At 32.8% G+C, this 21,733-nt stretch carries 15 protein-coding genes and 1 pseudogene; 15 read left to right on the forward strand and 1 reads right to left on the reverse strand.

Annotated elements, in window-relative coordinates:
• Positions 1-21: 21 nt before the first annotated feature.
• Positions 22-273, reverse strand: a pseudogene (locus PMI13_RS07665) (integrase core domain-containing protein); the annotation flags it as partial.
• Between the two features lie 47 nt (positions 274-320).
• Here PMI13_RS07665 and PMI13_RS21535 point away from each other — a divergent pair.
• The 15 genes from PMI13_RS21535 to PMI13_RS20605 all read left to right on the forward strand — a co-directional run bounded on the left by PMI13_RS21535 (position 321) and on the right by PMI13_RS20605 (position 21,161).
• Positions 321-2,324, forward strand: coding sequence for an RHS repeat-associated core domain-containing protein (locus PMI13_RS21535; protein ID WP_007842411.1), 2,004 nt, complete (start codon positions 321-323; stop codon positions 2,322-2,324).
• A gap of 13 nt (positions 2,325-2,337) precedes the next feature.
• On the forward strand, positions 2,338-3,024 hold the full coding sequence (locus tag PMI13_RS07675; protein WP_007842412.1) for a hypothetical protein: 687 nt from the start codon (positions 2,338-2,340) through the stop codon (positions 3,022-3,024).
• A 280-nt stretch (positions 3,025-3,304) separates the two neighbouring features.
• Positions 3,305-3,793: a hypothetical protein gene (locus PMI13_RS07680; RefSeq protein WP_007842413.1), complete on the forward strand. Its 489-nt coding sequence runs from the start codon at positions 3,305-3,307 to the stop codon at positions 3,791-3,793.
• Between the two features lie 21 nt (positions 3,794-3,814).
• Positions 3,815-8,854: a DUF4132 domain-containing protein gene (locus PMI13_RS07685; RefSeq protein WP_007842414.1), complete on the forward strand. Its 5,040-nt coding sequence runs from the start codon at positions 3,815-3,817 to the stop codon at positions 8,852-8,854.
• Positions 8,855-9,038: 184 nt separating this feature from the next.
• Positions 9,039-9,617, forward strand: coding sequence for a Crp/Fnr family transcriptional regulator (locus PMI13_RS07690; protein ID WP_007842415.1), 579 nt, complete (start codon positions 9,039-9,041; stop codon positions 9,615-9,617).
• 179 nt (positions 9,618-9,796) lie between these two features.
• On the forward strand, positions 9,797-10,594 hold the full coding sequence (locus PMI13_RS07695) for an alpha/beta fold hydrolase (RefSeq protein ID WP_007842416.1): 798 nt from the start codon (positions 9,797-9,799) through the stop codon (positions 10,592-10,594).
• 104 nt (positions 10,595-10,698) lie between these two features.
• Positions 10,699-11,034 (forward strand): MoaF-related domain-containing protein, encoded by a 336-nt coding sequence (locus tag PMI13_RS07700; protein ID WP_007842418.1) that lies wholly within the window; start codon positions 10,699-10,701, stop codon positions 11,032-11,034.
• A gap of 19 nt (positions 11,035-11,053) precedes the next feature.
• Positions 11,054-11,644 carry an NADPH-dependent F420 reductase gene (locus tag PMI13_RS07705; protein WP_007842420.1) on the forward strand — a complete coding sequence of 197 codons (591 nt, stop codon included), beginning with the start codon at positions 11,054-11,056 and terminating at the stop codon, positions 11,642-11,644.
• Positions 11,645-11,692: 48 nt separating this feature from the next.
• Entirely contained in the window at positions 11,693-12,433 is a 741-nt protein-coding gene (locus PMI13_RS07710; protein ID WP_034670435.1) for an SDR family NAD(P)-dependent oxidoreductase, read from the forward strand.
• Between the two features lie 499 nt (positions 12,434-12,932).
• The gene (locus PMI13_RS21760; protein ID WP_157158216.1) at positions 12,933-13,067 is read left to right on the forward strand and encodes an IS3 family transposase; all 135 of its coding nucleotides are present in this window, start codon (positions 12,933-12,935) and stop codon (positions 13,065-13,067) included.
• Between the two features lie 305 nt (positions 13,068-13,372).
• Positions 13,373-15,550 (forward strand): sensor histidine kinase, encoded by a 2,178-nt coding sequence (locus tag PMI13_RS07720; RefSeq protein ID WP_007842427.1) that lies wholly within the window; start codon positions 13,373-13,375, stop codon positions 15,548-15,550.
• 5 nt (positions 15,551-15,555) lie between these two features.
• A complete protein-coding gene (locus PMI13_RS07725; RefSeq protein ID WP_007842428.1) occupies positions 15,556-16,233 on the forward strand; it encodes a hypothetical protein in 678 nt (225 codons plus the stop codon).
• Positions 16,214-16,858 carry an HNH endonuclease gene (locus tag PMI13_RS07730; protein ID WP_007842429.1) on the forward strand — a complete coding sequence of 215 codons (645 nt, stop codon included), beginning with the start codon at positions 16,214-16,216 and terminating at the stop codon, positions 16,856-16,858. Before PMI13_RS07725 ends, PMI13_RS07730 begins: the two co-directional genes overlap by 20 nt.
• Entirely contained in the window at positions 16,858-18,426 is a 1,569-nt protein-coding gene (locus PMI13_RS07735) for an Eco57I restriction-modification methylase domain-containing protein (protein ID WP_007842430.1), read from the forward strand. Before PMI13_RS07730 ends, PMI13_RS07735 begins: the two co-directional genes overlap by 1 nt.
• A 2-nt stretch (positions 18,427-18,428) precedes the next feature.
• Positions 18,429-21,161 (forward strand): tetratricopeptide repeat protein, encoded by a 2,733-nt coding sequence (locus tag PMI13_RS20605; protein ID WP_007842431.1) that lies wholly within the window; start codon positions 18,429-18,431, stop codon positions 21,159-21,161.
• The last annotated feature ends 572 nt before the right edge of the window (positions 21,162-21,733 follow it).

Genomic DNA, 21,733 nt, shown 5'->3' on the forward strand with positions numbered 1-21,733 from the left:
CCTAAAATAGGTTGACATAATTTAAAGAATATTAATTCCGGAGGAACACTTTGTTTCTTCGGAATTTTTATGCACATTTTCTGGTGTTTGCATTTTCAGACTTAGATGAGGTTTTTTGTTATTATAAATATAAATACTTTCTTTCACCATTTTATTAAGATCTTCTTTATTTTTAGCTTTATTAAACAAGAACTCCTGTTTAAGTATTCCATTTATCCTTTCTGCTAAAGCATTCTGATAACAATCATGCCCGTCAGTCATAGATGGTTTAATATGGCTTTTACCTACGCTTATAATATCCGAGGCTTAATAAAAACCAAATGTCTGTAGCGAACCTAAGTGGAAAGCTTTTTGCCTATAAAATCAAATATAACCAAAAGGAAGGAATCACCAATCCTGATACTGCTTTGTTCCCAGGAAAAAATGTTGTAGCCAAATACAATGGGAATATTGCAGAAGTGGATTGGAGGGCTGTAGAAACAATAGGTCAAAACCCATCTTTGACCCCAAAAAGATATGGTTATGCTTATGATCCTCTAAACAGGCTTACCGCAGGTTATTATCAGAACCCGAATAATCCTAACAGTAAAGAAAATATAGAATCTCTGACCTATGATTTAAACGGAAATATTTCTAAACTATATAGAACTTCTGTACTACAAGGGACAATTGCCACAAAAATTGATGATTTAGAATATACATATATAGGAAATCAAGCAATAAAAATTAAAGATAATAGTGGTAACAACACAGGTTATGAAGGTATAGCAGGTTATCCTATCACTTATGATTTAAATGGTAATATGGAAAATATGGCGGATAAATCAATTTCTGCCATAACATACAATCATTTGAATTTACCTCATGAATTAGTAATAGATAAAGGGACACAGGTAACCACTATTACGACTAAGTACAGTGGTGACGGAACAAAATTAAGAAAAGAAAACTATACGTCTGTTTCAGGAGTTGCAGGTACAACATGGTCAAAAGGGATCACAGATTATCTTGACGGATTCCAATATTTGAATCTAACAAGTTCAGGAGGAAGTACAGAATCCTTAATGAATCTTGAAACATCAAGAGCTCTGGAAATGCAGGCATTTTCTGTAGAACCGATGAATGTTACCACAACTTTGGAATCAAAGAATCCTGATCTTCAGTTTTTCTCAACCGCAGAAGGATTTTATGATTACACAAAAGATCAGTATATTTACCAGTATAAAGATCATTTAGGAAATGTAAGAATAAGCTTTGCAAAAGGCAGCACAGGAGTTCTTGAGATTACAGATTCTAATGATTATTATCCTTTCGGAATGAACCATTTGAAAACAGGAAACTCATTCTTCAGTCCTTCGGCTTATAAAAGTTATAAATATAATAGCAAAGAGCTTCAGGAATCTGGAATGTATTCTTTTAAGTTTAGACATCTATTGGTTGATATTCCCCAATGGACAACCCCGGACCCATTGGCAGAATTATATCCAGGGCAATCTCCTTATGCTTTTGTTGGTAATAACCCAATAAATAGAATAGATCCTTTAGGTTTAACTGATTATAAAGTAAATGGAGAAACTCGAACAATTAATGATGGACATACAGATGTAATAATGAATGTAACAAAACGTCAATTTAATCGTCTACAGAGTAGGTTTGATAAAGGAGGGTCTGGCTATGAAAGATTAATGAATCGTTTATCTGACCGAAATGGTTATATGACTTTATCTAGAAACGGCAATGGCATTGGTGATGGCTTTACAATCACAAAGCATAAACCAGGTGAAGACACTTATGGCCAATGGTCAATCCAAAATAATCATCAGACTTACGGAACAGTTGAACATATAGCAAGAATTACAGATTCTGGTTTAGGATCTGTAACCGGACAATTTGGAAATATTAATGTTGGAAGTAACAATAAACTTTACTTTAGACAAAACACAGGAAGAATCTTTAATGGTAATCAATATGTAAGAACTGTTTCTGCTGCATCAAAATATAGTAAATTAGCTAAAGGGGCTAAATGGGGAGGGCTTGCTACAGGTGTTGCACTAGGAGGATATGAAATATATCAAGGTGTACAACAAGACGGTGGCACTTATGGATATAATGCACAAGTACAAACAGGTGGTGCAGTTGGTGGTTTGGCAGGAGGATGGGCAGGCGCAGAAGCTGGTGCTGCTGCGGGAGCTGCTATTGGCGCTTTGTTTGGAGGAGTCGGAGCTGTTCCTGGAGGAATAATTGGAGGACTGATAGGTGGTGCTGCGGGAGCTTGGGGTGGAGACTATTATGGAGAAAAAGCAGCTAAGGCAATTATTGAATAAACTATAACTTATTATGAAAAACATTTTATTGCTATGGCAAAAAACGCATTATAATATTTACAGATTTAATGTGTTTACAACTATATATGTATTTGGATTACCTATTACATTGCTCTTAAAAAATAAATATATTCTTGAAATTTATAAAAAAAGAGGAGTTAATAATCCTGAAAAATTAATTAAAGAAACTATATCAAATCCTAAAGTAGGGACAATCAATTGGTTAACTGATGGCTTTATGATATTATTTATAGCATTAATTTGTTTTTCTATTTTAAATTTAATTACTGCCATATCAGGGTATATAATCTGGAAAGCGTGGTCTGGTTTAATTTTTATTTTGTTGATTGGTATTCCAGCAATAGCAATTAATTATTTTTCTCTATGGCAAAATGATAAATATTTAACATATTTTAAAGAATTTGAAAAAGAGACAAAAGAGATGAAGCGTAAATGGACTTGGATAAGTTTAAGTTTGGTTCTTGGAATTTTTGGATTATTAATATTCAGTTTTTATTGTATAAATAATATATCCAAAAATAAAACTTTAACTCCTCAAGCTAAAGAGAAAAAAATAAATGATATTTTAAATAAAGTTGAAGATAGTCTATACCAAGATATTAATAAGGACTCGATTGATGCTAATATAGAAAATCGATTAGAAAAAATAGAAGATAGCTTATATAAGAATTTAAAATAAATTTATAATTATATAAAAAAAGCCAGCTCTCAGGAGTTGGCTTTATGATAATTGTATATTCCAGCTAGTTAGCCACCTAATTCCTGATTAAATTAATCACTAATAATGAAGTCAAAAATAGTTGCAAGTTCAGCTATCTTCTGATATAATAAAGTATGCCTTTTATATTCTTTATTTGAAATAATATTAAATATACCTTACCGGGGTGAGCATATCGCTTGTGTTTTAGAATTAACCACTGTAGTTTTGTTTTGTAGTGGTTTATTAATAAAAATCTGGAATGAGACAAATTAAGAAATTTCATTATATTTATTCGACATCAACTTCATATGATATGGAAATCAAGGTTACGGTAAAGCAGCTGGGCAGGAAACATCCTATTCTTTCAGAGCAGAAGCTTGAAATTGCTTACAATGATAATAACATTACGTTAGAAAACTTATTACAATTAATCGTCCGGCAACAGGTAGAGGCATTTAATGCACAGTCGTTTGAACCGGAAGATGAAGATTATACTAAAACCCCGGCAGAAAATTATTTGGATATTCTTACCGATACGGGAAAGGCCGGTTTCGGAAGCATTTACAATCAAAAAAAAGCAGACCTTCAAAAAGCTCAGGACAATGTAACCCAGGCTTTTGAAGATGGAATGTTTGCTGTATTTTATCATGATGAGAGGCTGGAAAATCTCTCGCAGTCTATAGACTTAAGTTTAGAGCATTCCTTTACTTTCATCAGGCTAACCTTTCTGGCAGGAAGCTACTGGTAACTATTCACACTAAATCACAATATGGAAATCACTGAAAAATTAAAATCGAAAAAGGTTGTAAACTATTACAAGAATTTACGGAAAGATTTAAAAGAACAGAGTGAAAAAGGTATCTTATCTCAACTCTTTTCAAAGCCTAAACTAAAGAAACAGGTTGCAGAATTAGGGATATTAATTATGGGTGGGGCCAACCATTACGAAGAATTAACTTTAGGCTCTGCAAAAGTTGAGAAACTTAAAGAATACATACACCCAGATATCTGGGAAGATAAAGACTATTACCAGTTATTGATCTATTTCTTTGGAGAGAATGCCGAACTGGTAAAACATGCATGGAGTAAAATGCCTTATAAAATGTACCAGTCTGGATATTATCGCCGCTCTTTCCGTGCCCCCCATCACCAGTGGTATGTATTTCTTAATCAGGTTAATCTGATCAGAAGTTTACTAGAGCTTTCCAGTATATATTCTTATAGTAATGGCTATGAATATTACGACCTTTCAATCGAAGAACAGATTATATACGATCATGCCGTAACCAATAACTCAAGCCAGTTCTATATCTGGTCTGCCGCAATCGATACCGGGAATACGGCAATTTACCAGTTAATAGAAGATATTATTTTTAATAAACATACCGAAGGCAAAGTATCCCGGAATATCATAAAAGCCCTACTGAACAGTGAGAGGCAGCAATGCTGGGAACTCGTAGAAAAGCTATTGCTTGCTGCCCAGAGACAGGAAGGGCTTAGGCAAACAGTACTGGAAGCCCTGGACGAAACCAGTATAGGAGCCCTTAAGTATATGACTCATGTCATTATGGAACATAAGCTGACCCGTTTTTCTTCCGTGGTACGTTCCATAGATACGTGGACAGGTTTAGGCTGGGAAAGTGAAAAAGAATCCGTCGTAAAAAATATCGTTTTACTGGCAGATACTTATTTCAGTAATCCGGAGCAGATCTCTGATGCCATCAGAAGCAAAAATAACAATGAAGTCTATATGGCACTTTGGGTACAGGGCGTATGGGATGTGGAAAAAACAGTACCATACCTGCACCAGCTGTTTGATACAGGGAGCGTTGAAAAAAAATGCTTAGCCATCAGGTTTGCCGCGGAAACTGCTGATCCTTATATCCAGATGCCATTATATTATAAAGCTGTACTGGAGGGTGATCTGCAGGTATTGGCATTTGCAGGAGGACCTATGTCATCGTTATTAAGTGCTAATACAGGTTCAAAATTCTATATTGGCAATCCGGATTATCCTGATTTCTTTGAGAAGCTGCATGAACTGACCCAAAAGATTGAACTCAAAGAAAAGAAATTTGAAGGGAAAATCTTCTCATGGCTTAATGCTACTTTCAAAAAGAGTGATTTATACGCCTCCATGTTTTATCTGGTTGGTGAAGACAATAATAAACTGGATTTAGTGCTTTCTTATTTTGACCAGTTTGAACTTTCGTTACGGGAGCTGTTATCCCGGAATATTTTAGGAGATTTTTATTGCTATTCCTTTTCCTACGGTTTTGGAAAGACCGCACAGAAAACTGTAACTCCCTTTCAAAAAGAATTTGCATTTAAAATTATAAAAGACAGGGGCGAATCTTTGGTGGCTTCAGGAATTAATGTGCTTCTTCAGAATCCTTTAACCAAAGAAGAAGTAATGGTCTTCTTTGATCTGTTTAAAAGAAAAGGCGGAACACTTCGGCAGAAACTCATAGAACTGATAGTACAACAGGAAGATGAAGTGATTAGCCCATTGATTGATGAATTAATGAATAAAGGAGATATAGAACAGCGGACCGCTTCATTAGATGCCATGCTTCAGCTTCAAAAAAACAAAAGAATACCTGCTCAAATTACCCATTGGGTACAGCAATATAACGGAAAAGCAAAAATATCGGAAAGAGAACAAAACCTGCTTGACCAACTTAATCCTTCCGGGAATAAAGAACTGTTATCTGCAGAGAATGGATTCGGATTCTACAATCCGGCTGTCATCTCAAAATATGAATTATCAAAAGTAGAAAAGGATTCGGTTTATGCCAGAGCAACCAGTACGAATAAATATGGCTTTACACAACCCATAAGTCATATAAAAAAAGAACTGCAAAAACTCCATGACCTATTCCTGAAACATAAAGATTATGAGTATGAAGCAGAAGACTGGAATGGTTCAGTAATAAAATTATTAATGGGTAATAGCTTCCGTCAGATAAAAAATAATACCGAAAACTTTACCCCTGAACAGCTATCAGCAAATTATCCATTATATGAGGTATGGGAACAGTGGTATAAAGATGCTAAACTTCAACCAATAGATTTATTCCTATTGACATTTGCCGAAAACTGTGACCGTAAAAAATTCCGGGACTTTTTGGAAGGCTATGTATTTTATCACAAGGATATTATACCCAATCCTATGAAAGGTGATTATTATTGGGATAATCCGGTTAAGAAAATCCTTGAATCGCTGCAATACAAATTTATCTTCGAAGAAGAGACTGATTTTTTAATTGATGCATCCAGTACTCTTTTTGCTCATCTTCCACAGGATATTAAAGACTACAAAGCAAAAGAAAATGATTACTATTACGGATATGGAGGAAGCGGATGGCAGCAACTAGGTTTTTTCCATGTGTTTTTAAGTGCTGTTCTGTATAAAAATCTCACTGATGAGCAGTATGTAAAGCTTTGGAAATTATACCGGTGGATGCAGTTCAATGGGCTGGAAGAAAACATTAAATATTCAGTTCCGCCTTTTTATCTTTTCTGCAAAGCTTATGAACAGAAGATTATTACCAAAGATGAGCTCTATGAAGGGATTTTCACTGCTGAATCTGCCATAAGGGAACTTACCATCACCAAATTGTATCATAACAGCCCAAAATATCTGGAAATATTTCCTTTCTTAAAACCTGTTATTGAAGAAATACAAAATAAATTTTTAGATATAGAGCTTGTCCGTGGCGATGCCGCGACAGCAGTTTCTCATTTTGTACAGCAGTTTCAGACCATATATGGAGCCCGTCGCTTCATGCAGATTTTAAAAGGGCTGGGTAAATCAGGTCTCTATGCCAGTTATATCTATAGCTATGGAAACGAAAGAATGACCCGGCAGAAACTTTTTTCCTACCTTTTATCTGTCTGTTATCCTTCAAAAACTGACACTCAGGAATCATTTAATGAAATGATGAAAGAAGGAAAAATTGCAGAACTCCACCTGATACAGGCAGCGGTATATGCTCCACAATGGCAAAAATTGATAAGCAATTATTTAGGTTGGAAAGGACTGGATTCAGCAATATGGTGGATGCATGCCCATACTAAAACAGGTACCTACCAGGCACAGAATTCAGGACTTGAAAGTGAAGTGGCAAAATATTCATCAGTGGATATTCAGGAATTCCAGGATGGAGCTGTAGACAAAGACTGGTTTACAAAGGCCTATAAAGAATTAGGAAAAGTTCGCTGGGAAATGTTATATGAATCTGCTAAATACATATCCGACGGGAATGGCCACCGCAGGGCGAGGCTTTATTCCGATACCCTTACCGGCGATTTAAAGATAAGAGAAGTAACGGCAAAAATAAAAGATAAACGCGATCAGGATTACCTTCGTGTATATGGGCTTGTACCCTTAAGTAAAACCAGTCCTGAGAAGGATGTATTAAGCCGGTATGAATATTTACAACAGTTTAAAAAAGAAAGCAGGGACTTTGGCTCTATGAAACAGGCAAGCGAAGCCGTAGCCATTAGGGTAGCTTTAGAAAACTTGGCCCGGAATGCAGGCTATCCTGACCCGGTAAGACTGACCTGGGCTATGGAAACCAGACAGATTCAAACGCTTCTGTCAAAAGAAACACAGGTAACTGTTGATGGGATTACCGTAGGTTTAATTATAGAAGCCGATGGAAAAGCTGAACTGGTAGTATTCAGGGATGATAAACAGTTAAAATCAATTCCTCCAAAAATAAAGAAAGACAAAGCCATCATAGAATTAGGAAATTACCGCAAGATCATGCGTGAACAGTGGACCCGCTCCCGAAAAGGATTAGAAGAAGCGATGATAAGAGGGGATGAATTTCTTTTTACAGAAATCAAGAATCTTTTTGAACATCCTGTTATTGTAAAGCATTTAGAGAAGCTGGTTCTGATTTCCAATGATCAAAAAATAGGATTTTTTCATGATGGTAATCTGGTAACTGCCGATGGAGAGATTCAGAAATTAAATGAAAATAATACACTCAGAATTGCCCATTGCATGGATTTACATGAGCATTCCGTCTGGAGTGATTATCAACATTACTGTTTCACAGAAAAACTTATCCAACCTTTTAAACAGGTATTCAGGGAATTATATGTTCCCACACCGGATGAATTGAAAGAGAAATCCGTATCACGCCGCTATGCGGGACATCAGATTCAACCGAAGCAGGCACTGGCACTGCTTAAAACAAGAGGCTGGAAGGTAGATTATGAAGAAGGACTGCAGAAGGTATACCATAAGGAAGGGTTTCAGGTGAAGCTCTATGCTATGGCAGATTGGTTTTCACCCGCTGAAGTCGAAGGCTCTACCCTTGAAACGATAGAATTTCATTCCCTAAAAGACTATAAGAATATTCCTTTTAAGGAGATCAACCCAAGATTGTTTTCAGAAGTAATGCGTGATATAGATCTGGTGGTATCAGTTGCTCATGTGGGAGATGTTGATCCTGAGGCCAGTCATTCCTCTATTGAAATGAGAGCTGTACTGATGAAAGAAACAGCACGGTTATTTAAGCTGGAAAATATCAGTATTGAAGGTTCACACGTTCTGGTGAAAGGTAAAATGGCGGAATACAGTGTGCATCTGGGAAGTGCTGTAGTTCATCAGGTTCCCGGTAAATACCTCTCCATACTTCCTGTTCATTCCCAGCATAGAGGAAGGTTATTTTTGCCTTTTGCCGATGATGATCCGAAATCAGCTGAAGTCTTATCTAAAGTATTGCTACTGGCCAAAGATGATGAAATACAGGATCCTACTATACTATCGCAGATAAAAAGAGAATATATATAATTTTTGTAAATACTATATCAATTTTTTTCTTCATTAGTATAATACCTGCAAAACTAACCGTCCTAATTCTGCGCAAGAGAGACACAATATCACTTGAATTACAATTTTCCAAGTATTCAGGTTAAAAGACGAAATTATTTACAGAATATAAATTAAATTTGTAATTATTCTTAAATCATTTTCAATGGTAGCCCATTTTTTAAAATATCTTAAAGATAAATTCCCAATAAATGATGATGAATTGGAAATGTTCAGACAGGTTTGCACCGTAAAAAAACTTCGCAGGCGTCAATATCTTTTGCAGGAAGGTGATGTTTGGAATAAAAATGCATTTGTTTCAAAAGGAGTTTTACGTACTTATCGAGTAGATGAAAAAGGAGTAGAACATATTATCCAATTTTCCATCGAAAATTGGTGGGCAGGTGACAGACAAAGTTATCATACGGGATTACCATCAACATTTAATATTGAAGCTTTGGAAGATTCAGAAATTGTACTTATTCCAAAGGCTGATTTCGATCGTTTGCAAGTTGAAATCCCTAAATTTGGTGAGTTTACCAGAGTGCTGTTAGAAAGAAGTTTCATAGCATCACAAAATAGAATCCATGCCAGCATAAGCTATACTGCCGAAGAGAAATATGCAGATTTCATAAAGACCTATCCTGATATTACCAATCGCATTCCACAGCATATGATTGCTTCTTATTTAGGAATTTCTCCGGAAACTATAAGCAGGATAAGAAATCATATGGTAAGGAAATAAGATACTTTATACACCATTTACTTATTTACAAGCTAGGCTTCCGTGAACCTTAAATATTAAAACTCTTGATAAATATCAAGAGTTTTATATGCTTTTTATCAATGGATAAAATATGCTTTCCGCTGCAACTTTGTAAAAGAAATTCAAAGTGAGTTTCTTTAATTAAATACCCAATATTTATGAAAACAAAGTTTATAATGACTGCCATACTAATACTATTTTTTATTGGTAGTAAAGCAAGCACTTATTCATCAAAAGAAAAAAACACATTTGTGATCGTGCATGGTGCATGGTCTAAAGCTTCAGACTGGGATAATGTTTCCAATAGTTTAAAAACAAAAGGTTACAATGTCTTAATGGTTAATTTACCGGGGCATGGCGATGATAAAACCCCTATGAACTCAATTACTTTACAAACTTATGTTGATGCTGTAAAAAAAGTAATTGGAACTAAAGAAGAAATAATTTTGGTTGGACACAGTTTTGGAGGCATTGTCATCAGCCAGGTTGCAGAAGAAATACCACAACAAATCAAAAAGCTGATTTATATAGCAGCTTATATTCCAAAAAATGGAGAGAGTTTATTTTCCATTGCCCAGACCGACACCCAGAGTCATATTGGTAAATACCTTAAAATAAATGAATCAGAAGGATATGTTCAGATCGCAAAAGAAGGTGTAATCGACGTTTTTGCAGCTGATGCCCCAAAACCTATTGGAGAATATATTGCTTCAAATATTCAGCCTGAACCCCTAACTCCATTGGCTACACCTGTAAAGCTAAGCAATAGCAGATTTGGAAAAATAAAAAAGACTGCGATACTTACTACAGAAGACCATACCATTAGTATTGCCCTACAAGAAAAAATGGCAAAGGAAGCAAATATTGAAAATCAATTATTCATGAAATCCAGCCATACACCATTTATTGCACACACAGAAAAATTAATTCACTTTCTTTTAGAAGAAGCTAAGTAGTCTCTTTTTCTTGATAAATGTCAAGAGTTTTATTTGCCTTTCATCAACGGATAAAACATGCTTCTCGTTGCAACTTTGTAAAAGAAATTCAAACTAAAGAAGTCATGAATACAACAAGTAAAAAATTTTATACAAATAGCAGATTGAAAATAAAAATGAATGCTATTGTGCTAGAAATGTTGTTTGAAACTGAAAACAAGATGTCATTTACAATCATTGATGGGGGAGGAAAAATTGAAAACGGATACACTGAAACAGTAGAAACAAAAGTTACAGAATTGAGAACAAATCTGTTTTTAATCACTTGGAAAGAAATTTCAGGAACAACAATCAGTCAAATTCACGATTTAGAAAACAAATTGGTTTATACCAATATAACAATGACTAACGGGAAATTCTATCAAACAACAGGAACTATTATCACACACAACCCATATTAACTTTTTAAATTCAAACATTATGAAAATAGGAATTATCGGCGCTGGAGCTATAGGAAAAGCTTTCGCCAAACAAGTAGCAAACGCTGGTTATGAAGTAGTAATCAGTAACAGCAGAGGAGCAGAATCTCTCAAAGAATTAGCACTCCAATTAGGAGAGAACGTAACAGCAGGAAGTGTAGAACAAGCTACTACTGCAGAAGTGATTTTTTTAGCCTTACAATGGCAACACTTAGAACAAGTAACTCAGAATATTGATTGGAACGGGAAAATTGTAATTGATCCAACTAATCCAATATTGCCCGGTTTTAAATTAGCAAACTTAGGAAGTAAAACTTCAAGTGAAGTTGTACAGGAGTGGACTTCAGGAGCTAAACTAGTAAAAGCTTTTAATACTTTACAGCCTGAAATTTTAGCAGCAAATCCTATGCAGGGAGGAGGGAGAAGAGTCATATTCTATTCCGGAGATTATAACGATGCAAAAGATATTGTTTCTGGAATTATTAACCGTTTGGGTTTTGCAGGAATAGACTTAGGTCGCCTTAACGAAGGAGGCAAGCTACAACAATTTCCGGGAGGAACGTTACCTACGCTGAACTTAATCAAACTATAAATCACAGATCTAAATAAATTTTATCCAACTTAATATAAATAATTAATGATGTCAACACTTAATAATAAAACAGCTTTAGTAACTGGAGGAAGCCGTGGAATCGGTGCAGGAATTGTAAAAAGATTATCTTCCGACGGCGCAAATGTAGCATTTACTTATGTTTCTGATAAGGAAAAAGCTGAAGAACTGGTAAAAGAAATTGAAAAAACAGGACGAAAAGCAATAGCTATTGAAGCCAATAATCAAAATCCTGAAGAGGTAATTGATGCTGTAGAAAAAACGATATCAACATTTGGGCAACTTGATATTTTAGTAAATAACGCAGGGATTGGAATTGTTGCTCCCATTGAAGACTTTTCTTTGGAAAAATTCGATAAAACCATGGATATTAATGTAAGAGCTGTTTTCATTGCAATACAAGCTGCGGTGAAGCACATGAAGAAAGGCAGCCGTATTATTAATATTGGAAGCATTAATGCCGACAGAATGCCGTTTCAGGGTGGTGGGGTCTATGCAATGAGTAAAGCAGCCATTCAAGGATTAACAAGGGGATTGGCCAGAGATTTTGGTCCATTAGGAATTACAATTAACAATATTCAACCTGGGCCAATCAACACTGAAATGAATCCTGAAGAAGGCGAATTTGCCGATTACTTGAAAACACATATTTCTGTTGGCCGATATGGGCAACCTGAAGAAATAGCAAGCTTAGTTTCTTATCTTTCCGGTTCTGAAACAGCGTATATTAATGGCGCCAGTTTAAATATAGACGGGGGTTTTGCAAGCTAGCTTATATAAAAATTAAAAGTCGAAATTAAGTTCATTTTAAAAATAGAAAATTGTCCTTTAAGACAGTCTTCTATTTTTTTATGTTTTTTGAATATACATTAAAATGGAATTGCTACCTTTTTAAGACAAAAGTTATATTTTATATACTCACAATAGACTTAAATTAGGTGCGATTTTAGTCTCCTAATTTTGCGAAAAATATTTTAGAAGTTCTTGAAGGCTGCAAGAGCTACAGACGAAAGCAGGCTGGCTGGACTATAGATGAAGGCAATATATGCCTGAGCTTGGCAAATGAGACGGAATGGACCTCCTTTCGGGAATATATTATACTACGAATCCTATGCATACAAAGCAAATTCAGCTAAATACTAATAATAGAGTTTGCAATTCTTTTCTCACCTCCTATTGGGGTTGTATAAAATCTTTGTTCAATTCCCCATAAAACAAACTTCAGATCATCATCTGTTTCAATTTTAAACTTTCCATTTTCAAAGACTACTTGGCTATACTGACTGTATATGAATATACTGCTTACAATGCTGTAGCAGAGAGTTTTTTCAAGATTCTGAAAATTGAACTTATTTATCAAAATAAGTATGAAACCAGAGACCATGCCAAAAAACTCTGTGTTTGAATATATAGAAACATTTTACAACATCCGGAGAAGACATTCCGCTTTAGGAAATTTAACCATAAGAGAATATCAAAATTTAATGTCTAATCAATCTAAAAAGGCAGCGTAAAGAAGTATAAATTTTGTCCCCAAAATGGTTGCAAGTTCAGGCTTATTTCCAGTAGTAAATGGTCAAAGCAAAATGATTTTATGGCTTTTCTCTTTAAATTTTAAATATAACTTTTTTAATATTTTATATTTAATTTCTGAAAAAGTATTTAAACTTCTAAAAAAGATTAAATTTGATATCTAAAAACTAATTAATAATGCAAAAAAATTTCACCATTGATGCTCGCGCATTAATTCATTTAGGAAGGGAAAGTATAAAAAACCATACTACAGCGCTTATAGAATTAGTTAAAAATTCCTACGATGCCGACGCTAATGTTGTGGAAGTTGAAATCCATAATAACACCGAAGATGGATATATAAGAGTTGCCGATGACGGTGATGGTATGACAGAAGAAGACATTGATACTAAATGGTTAAGAATTGGATTTTCTCATAAAAAAACTGAAAAGTCATCAAGTAAGAAAAACAGAAGGAAGACAGGAGAAAAAGGCATAGGGCGATTATCAGCAGATAGATTAGGTGAAATACTTGAAATCAAAACCAAAACTATTGGTACAGATATTTATGGTTTAAGAATTGATTGGGAAAACTTTAATCAAGATGGATTAGAAATATCCGAAATTCCTATTGATGTCTTGGACAATCCCACTATTACATTGCCTATTTATAAGAAACAAGAAACAGGTACGGAAATGCTCATTTATAAATTGAGAGAGAATTGGACACAGGAAAACATTGAGAATTTGTATAATGAGTTATCTATTTTAACATCACCTTTTGCAGAGGTCGAAGACTTTGAAATATATCTTACAAATGATGTAGCTTTAGAATTTAATGGAAAAATTAAGCCACCTGATGAAGTAAGGCCTGAAATTGAAATTGAATTAGACTATGACGGGGAATCTTATGATTTAATATATTCTATTAAAGATAGATTCAGTGACGCTGAATTTGTTGATGTCATAAGTTGGCAAAATTTAATGCAAAAAGTTATCGATCCATTTAATTATGCTTTTACAGATAAATTGTTATGTGGACCTGTTAAAATCAAATTATTACTTTATCCAAGAACTAAAGCACTGGCTGAAGGTACCGATTTTACTCTTACTGAATTGAGGGAGTATGTGAATAAAAATGTAGGTGTGAAGATTTACAGAGATAATATTAGTGTAAAACCATATGGTTATTCAAATGTTCAATATGGAGGAGATTGGTTAGGTATTGCTGAGAGGCATTCAAGAAATCCTGCTGGAGTAGATAGAGAAGATTATCGTGTTTTAGCTAATCAACTTGTGGGTGCTATTTTTATTGGAAGAGACGAGAACTCATTATTGACTGATAGTGCTTCGAGGGAAGGTTTGGTAGAGAATGATGCATTTTATGATTTGAGAGCATTAACTTTAGGTGCTTTGTCTCTTTTAGAAAACAGAAGACATAAAATTTATAAAGAGCAAAAAGGTAAAGTGTCAGCAAAAACACCGTCGGAGAAATCAGATCAGTTTAAGAGCGAATTAGATACAATAAAAAAGGAGGTAGATACAATAAAAAGTAATGAGAATGTTCCTGATGAGATTAAAGAAGCGTTTGGTAATATTGAAAAGTTTATAGATTTATCACAAGAAACTTCCGAAACTCTTGTAGAAGTACTTAGTCATAACAGAGTGCTTTCTGGCCTAGCTACTTTAGGAATTGCATCGGCAGTATTTGCACACGAGACTCAAACAGCAATTACAGAATTTAATAGTGCTGCAATAGTTGCAAGAGATTATTTAGAATTTCCTGATGAAATGGAAACTGTTAAATCTGAACTTTCGAAAGCTATAAATTATGGTGAACAAGTTTCAAGTTGGGGAGCATTTGCTCTAACTCGTGTACAAACGGAAAAACGTAAAAAAGAGACAAAATCAATTAACAATATAATTGAAAGAATCACCAAGGATCTTAAAAAAGTTTTTGAGGCTGTTGGAATTGTTGTTAATAGAGATATTACTGAAATTAAGGCAAAAGTATTCCCAATGGATATAGAGTCTATACTCCTGAATGTCTTAACAAATGCCTATACAGCTTGTTTGCAAAATACAGCTGATAATAGAGTAATTTCTATTACTCTCAAAAAAGAATCAAGAAGTGATATTGATGGATTTTTTATTAAAATTTCCAATTCTGGCCCCCCAATTGACGAAAATTTATTAGATTGGATATGGAAACCACTCAATACTTTGAAAAAAGATTCAACAGGAAAAGAAATAGGAACAGGTTTAGGACTTTTTATAGTGAGATCAACAATAGATTCTCTGAAGGGGAATTGTGAGGTAAATAACAATTCAGAAACAGGAATGGTAGATTTTAATTTTTGGATTCCATTAAAATAATAAATATGGCAGGAATTTGCATAATAGATGATCGTGTAGATATAAGAGGAACTCTTGAAAATAAAATTCGTTTTGTACTAAAAAAGAAGCAGCTTGATTGGACTATTATTAGCCAAGATCCGTTTCTTAATAAAGCAGAATATCTAAATTTTATAAATGAAACTGATATTGGAGTTTTGATTTTAGATGAAAGGCTTCACGAATCTAGCACCGGCCAACAAAGTGTAAATTATAATGGAAGTGATTTAGTTAAATTTTTAAGGCAATATTTAAAAAATTTTCCCATTTATTCTATAACTAGTTATCACGAAGATGATGAATTGGAAAACCAATTTAGCCAATTTGATGAAATTATTGCAAGAGAAGCTTTTTACTCAAAAGCGGAAGAATATGTAGAACGATTTGTTAGAGCTGGTCAGCGCTTCTTGGATGATCATAGTACACAATTGCTTAAATTATCAGAATTATCGGAACTAATTGCTAAAGGAACTGCAACAGAAGACAACTTAAAAGAATTAAGAATTGTTCAAGAAAGTTTGAATATTCCTTTTAGTGATTATGGTTATCCACATAAGGAATCTTGGTTACGGGATTACGAAAAAAACATTTCAGATTTAGCAACACTTAGTGATGAAATTGAAAACTTCTTAAAGGATAAAAGCGATGTGGAAAAGAATTCCTAAAGAAGTTTCAATTGCGCCAACTTCGGGTATGTACTCTGATTGGAAGCCTGATTTATCTGTAGAAGGTTACCATCAGTGTGTGTATTGTTTTATTGGCGAGTCTCATTTTGGAGGTATCAGAAATTTTCACGTTGAGCATTATAGACCAAAAAAGAAATTTGTAGATCTGACAAATGATTATAAAAATCTTTTCTATGCCTGCTCTATCTGTAATACATTTAAATCTGAAGATTGGCCAAATGAACCTAATACAGATTACGACATTGCATTTTATCCTAATCCATCTTTAGTAGATTATGGGGAAATATTTCAAATTAATACTACTACATTTTACGTGGAAGGTAAAAATTTCACTGCAAAATATTTAGTAAACAAACTATTTTTGAATAGAAGACAGTTAGTTGTTTATAGAAAGGTTAATTTTGCAGATGATAAATATAAATTAGAAATTGAACGGGTAAAAAAAATTAAAGAGTCACTTTTTCAAAAGATTTCTGCAATAGATAATATTCACGAATGTGTTGATTATCTGAGAAAATATGAATTACTTTTAAATAAACTTGAAGAAACTTATAGAAAAAAAGATTCTACAATGCCTTATACCCGTGCTGATATAACAAGATAGTGAATAATAAAAAATATACAGGATCCTATTATACACCTCCATACTTAGCCAAATTTATAACTAGAAGAGTAATCGAAAGTTTACAATCCGATAAGTTAGAAATATTAGAGCCTAGTGTGGGGGACGGTTCTTTTATATCCGAATTGGCAAGCTTTTTTGAAAAAAAAATTTCATTAACAGCATTAGATATTAATAATGAAGAGCTAAAGAAGGCGGCTACAAAATGGAAGAATATAAAAAGTTTTTTTAATTTAAATTTTCTAGATTTTACAACTGAAAAAAGATTTTCCGCCGTTCTAGGTAACCCTCCCTATATAAAAAAGAAATTATTACAAGAAGAAGATTTATTAAAAATAAAAGAGATACATCTTCAAGAAAGGCTATCTGAAAACTCGGTTAATAATATTTGGACTTCTTTCATATTAAAATCTTGCAATCTGTTACAAAGAGATGGTATTATAGCTTTTGTTCTTCCATCAGAGCTATTACAGGTCAAGTATGCGAAAGAAATTCGTGAGTATTTAATAAATAAATTTGATAGAATTGAAATTTTCACATTCAATGATCTAATGTTCGAATGTAAAGGTCAGGATACTATTGTACTCATTGGATATTTATCTCATAATGAGACAGGACAGTTTTTTACAAATATTGAATCTCAGAATCAATTAATAAACAATGATTTTATTCTTCAGAGAAATGAACTTTTAGTTGAGAATGATACAAAATGGTCTCACCATTTTTTAAATGAAGATGAATTAGATTTTTTATTAGAATTAAAACAGAGGTTAAATCCAATTGTTTATTATGCTGATTCTAAGCCGGGTATCGTAACAGCTGCAAATAATTTCTTTATTATTGATGAAGAAACTGAACGCAGATATAATTTACATCAATATACTCATCCTATAATTCAAAGAGGTTTATTTGTTAATGGAAGCGTAACTTTTGATAATGATGATTATGAAAATCTTACACTGAAAAAACTTCCGAATAAATTTCTTTTAATTAGTAATAATGATCATATAACAGAAGACTTACGGTCTTACTTAAATACAGGTGAACAACTCAATATTCACAAAAGATATAAATGTTCTATAAGAAATAAATGGTTTGTTGTTCCAAATGTTTCTACAGTTCCCGAAGCTTTCTTTTTTAAACGTGCGCATCTTTACCCTAAATTGTTAAAAAATAATGCAAACGTTTATGTGACAGATTCAGCTTATAAAATAGAAATGAGAAATGATTTCAATGTAAATAGTTTTATTTTCTCCTTTTATAATTCATTAACATTGTTATTTGCAGAATTGGAGGGTCGCTATTACGGAGGTGGAGTTTTAGAATTAATTCCTAGTGAGTTTAAAAAGCTACCCCTACCATATACAAACATCCCTGAAAATGATTTTGAGAGATTTGTTGAAAACTTTGAAAATAAATCTTCAATAGAAGATATTTTAAATAGGTATAATTTTCAAATACTAAATGGAACTTTAGGCTTAAATGCAGAAGAAATTGAAAATGTAGAGAAAATTAGACTAAAACTGGTTAATAAAAGAACACGAAAATAATTGTGAATTTTACCACTGGCGAAACTCCCAAAAGATTAACTCCCAGAGCTGAAACGATTAGATTGTTATTGGCCAAATCTGGTAATCAATGTGGATTTGATTCTTGTACAGAGGTAATATTTAATGATTCTAAACAATTGATTGCGGAATGTTGTCACATTGAAGCGGCTTTACCAGAAGGTGAAAGATTTAATCCAAATCAAACAAATGAAGAAAGAAGATCTTTCGACAATTTAATTTTTTTATGCCACAAGCATCATAAAGAAACGGATAATACTAATATTTATACAGTTCCTGTTTTAAAAGAATTAAAATCTCGACATCATAAAAAATTCTCTGAAAAAGAAATTATTGTAAACCCTAGTCATATAGATACTATTATGGACAAATTCAATGAGATTGTTCATAATATTACTGAAACTCTCAATACAGTAAAGAGAATTGAGATTACACAAAACGAATTACTAGATAAGCTGGATGAAAAAATAACATCCAATTTTCATTTATCTATTAATGAATTTTATGATCCACCAGCTACAATTAACTTTGTTGGTCGAGAACAGGAAATATTTAAACTTGAATCTAATTTTGAAAAATATAATACGTTCATAATACAAGGTATTTCCGGAATTGGGAAATCAACACTTATAGCCAACTATATAAGTAATGTAAAAGGGTTTGATGTGCTTTGGATAGATTATGAAGCTATTAATAATAAAGAAATTCTTTTCTTAACAATTTCAAAATTTTTAATTCAAAAATTTAATGATCATTCTTTTGAAAAATGTCTTCAAACTGGCGATGAGAAGACAGTGTATAGAAATTTAATCTACTCTCTTAATTCATACAAAATATGTATCGTATTTGATGCAGTAAATATATTAGAAAATTCATTCTTATCGGTTTTAAATATTTTTAATCAGTATTTACAATCTTCTAAAATAATTATTACTACAACCTTATTCCTATCAAATCAGAAGTGGGAAAATGCTACTTTTAATTTATCCTTAACAGGACTTTCTTTCGGTGCTTTTCAAAAAATGTCAGAACAATATTTAACTTCTAAGCTATCTTCGGGCGATTTACGGGAATTATTCTTATTATCTGGGGGGCATCCATACTTACTAAAAATTGCATCATCAGAAATTAATTTTCAATCTACAAAGAGATTTTTTTTAGATTTTAAAACTGAAAATCAAAATGAATTTAGCAAATATATTGTATCCAAAGTAGTCTCAGACCTAAATGAAGATGAGAAAAAATTTATTCAGCATGTCTTAATATTGGATATTCCTTTTCAGTTAGATATAGAAAATTATATTACAGAAATCTCTTTTATTTCAACCTTGAAATCTCTGCAAGAGAAATTTATAATAGAGAAATTAGGTAATAATTCTTTTATAATTTCTGATTACTTAAAGCCAACATTAATAAGTATATATAAGTTAGAAATTACAAATGAATATATTTATAATGCTATAGATTATTTAAAATCAAAAGACTATACTTCAGTAATTGAAAATTTTTCTTTAGTCAAATTATTATTAAAAGCTAAATTGTATAATTCTGCGAGTAATGAATTTAGTAATTTGACTTCAAAATTAATGAGAAATGGTTATTTTAATTTATTTGTATCATTAATTAATCAACTTTCTGATTTAGATGGCATAGTCAAAACTTGGCCAGAGCCTATGTATGCCCTGGGTAGAGTTTATCGTATACAGCAAGATTATGAAAAAGCTCTAAAAGCCTATAATGAGGGAATAGCTATCGCTTCAGATTCGTTTCTTTATCCATATTTTTATTTTGAAAAAGCAAGTATTCTTTCTTATCTCTCGGATATCAAAGAAATTGATGAATATAGAACGGAAGCGGAAAGCATCTATGAGACTTTAGGTTCATCACAAAATTTAACTATTTCCTTACAAAGTAAATTAGGGTTAACAAGACTCCTAATAAAACGAAATCTACCTACTGATGCAATATTTGTAATAAATAGTATTATTAACAATAATAATCTACAGGATTTTGAACCATATGTTCGAGCACAAATTTGGCATTCCTTAGGAGATGCATATAGAAAAAATGATGAGTATAACAAAGCATTTGAATCATTTGACATTAGCATAGACTATTATAAAGAAGCAATTGAAAAGAATGGGATGAATGCTTTTGAGGGTTTGTATCATCTATATTTAGGTTATGGACAAACTTACTCTGATGGTAAAGATTATATTTCAGCAGCCGAAATGTTTGGAATAAATGTGTCTCTTGCGGCAAATTTTGGTCTTATTAACAAATATGAACAAGCATTGTCGGATTACGGATATCATTTAGTTCTATCAGAACAATTCAGTTTGGCAATAAGTGTATTAGGAGAGTATTATGATATCATTGCAGGAAAAGAAAATATTGCTGAACTACCTTTTATTTATGGATGCATGTTGTTTTCTTTTTGGTACAATGGTCTATTTCTGGAGGCAATTGAATTTTTGGGTTTATATATTAATGCTTGCATAGTAAATGATGAGCGCCCATTAGTTACTGTGATCGAAGGATTCAAAGAAGGGGCAGAATTAGATTTAATCGAAATTTTTAAAAAAGGAATGAAGATTTTAGTAATTCCTGATGAAAACTCTATGACAGATTTCCAATTTTGGATGAAAGAGGTTATAACAAGAATTCCTGAACTTGAAAATCCTTTAAACACCTTCTTGTTATTTGAAAAAGAATAATATCTCTATCTTACTCTAACAACGAACATATTCTTTGCACCATGCCTTACAAATGTTTTTTGGTGATTACAGAAAGTATAATCCTTTACCATTTCCTCTAAAAATATATAAACATGTTTATAAATCTATTGATATTTGATATTTATCTCACAAAACAGAATTCTTTATTAAAGTACACAACTAGGTAAGGCTTTTTTACTGTGCAATATTAAATTGAAATAGTATATAGGTTATATAATAATTTAGAATTAATTTTGTTACCTTTTCGGCAATTTGGAATTGGGCTTTCGGCTTTTTGGAATTGTTGATTGTAAATATACTCCCCTTAAAACGAAAATGCCAAAAGTAAGAGTGATTGAAAAGTGTTGTAATTGCTCATGAATAAATGATTTAAGTAATATTAACGGGGAGAGGCCACCGTTATAATTGTTTAAATCTAAGAAATAAAAATCCCCCGTATTGTAAGACGAGGGTACTTTAATGTTTTCACAACGGAATAATCCTTATTGTGAATTGCTTTTGAAGACTTACCCTTTTTCAAACAGTTGATAAATATAAAATATTCTCTAATT

Origin of the sequence: Chryseobacterium populi, from assembly GCF_000282115.1 — a bacterium.
GTDB classification, from domain to species: domain Bacteria; phylum Bacteroidota; class Bacteroidia; order Flavobacteriales; family Weeksellaceae; genus Chryseobacterium; species Chryseobacterium populi.

What these genes read in the sequence shown, in the direction of transcription:
- PMI13_RS07725 (WP_007842428.1), top strand. Translation starts at nt 15,556, where the DNA reads ATGGCAGGAATTTGCATAATAGATGATCGTGTAGATATAAGAGGAACT.
- PMI13_RS07680 (WP_007842413.1), top strand. Translation starts at nt 3,305, where the DNA reads ATGAGACAAATTAAGAAATTTCATTATATTTATTCGACATCAACTTCA.
- PMI13_RS07705 (WP_007842420.1), top strand. Translation starts at nt 11,054, where the DNA reads ATGAAAATAGGAATTATCGGCGCTGGAGCTATAGGAAAAGCTTTCGCC.
- PMI13_RS07700 (WP_007842418.1), top strand. Translation starts at nt 10,699, where the DNA reads ATGAATACAACAAGTAAAAAATTTTATACAAATAGCAGATTGAAAATA.
- PMI13_RS21535 (WP_007842411.1), top strand. Translation starts at nt 321, where the DNA reads ATGTCTGTAGCGAACCTAAGTGGAAAGCTTTTTGCCTATAAAATCAAA.
- PMI13_RS07720 (WP_007842427.1), top strand. Translation starts at nt 13,373, where the DNA reads ATGCAAAAAAATTTCACCATTGATGCTCGCGCATTAATTCATTTAGGA.
- PMI13_RS07685 (WP_007842414.1), top strand. Translation starts at nt 3,815, where the DNA reads ATGGAAATCACTGAAAAATTAAAATCGAAAAAGGTTGTAAACTATTAC.
- PMI13_RS07695 (WP_007842416.1), top strand. Translation starts at nt 9,797, where the DNA reads ATGAAAACAAAGTTTATAATGACTGCCATACTAATACTATTTTTTATT.
- PMI13_RS07710 (WP_034670435.1), top strand. Translation starts at nt 11,693, where the DNA reads ATGTCAACACTTAATAATAAAACAGCTTTAGTAACTGGAGGAAGCCGT.
- PMI13_RS07675 (WP_007842412.1), top strand. Translation starts at nt 2,338, where the DNA reads ATGAAAAACATTTTATTGCTATGGCAAAAAACGCATTATAATATTTAC.
- PMI13_RS07690 (WP_007842415.1), top strand. Translation starts at nt 9,039, where the DNA reads ATGGTAGCCCATTTTTTAAAATATCTTAAAGATAAATTCCCAATAAAT.
- PMI13_RS07730 (WP_007842429.1), top strand. Translation starts at nt 16,214, where the DNA reads ATGTGGAAAAGAATTCCTAAAGAAGTTTCAATTGCGCCAACTTCGGGT.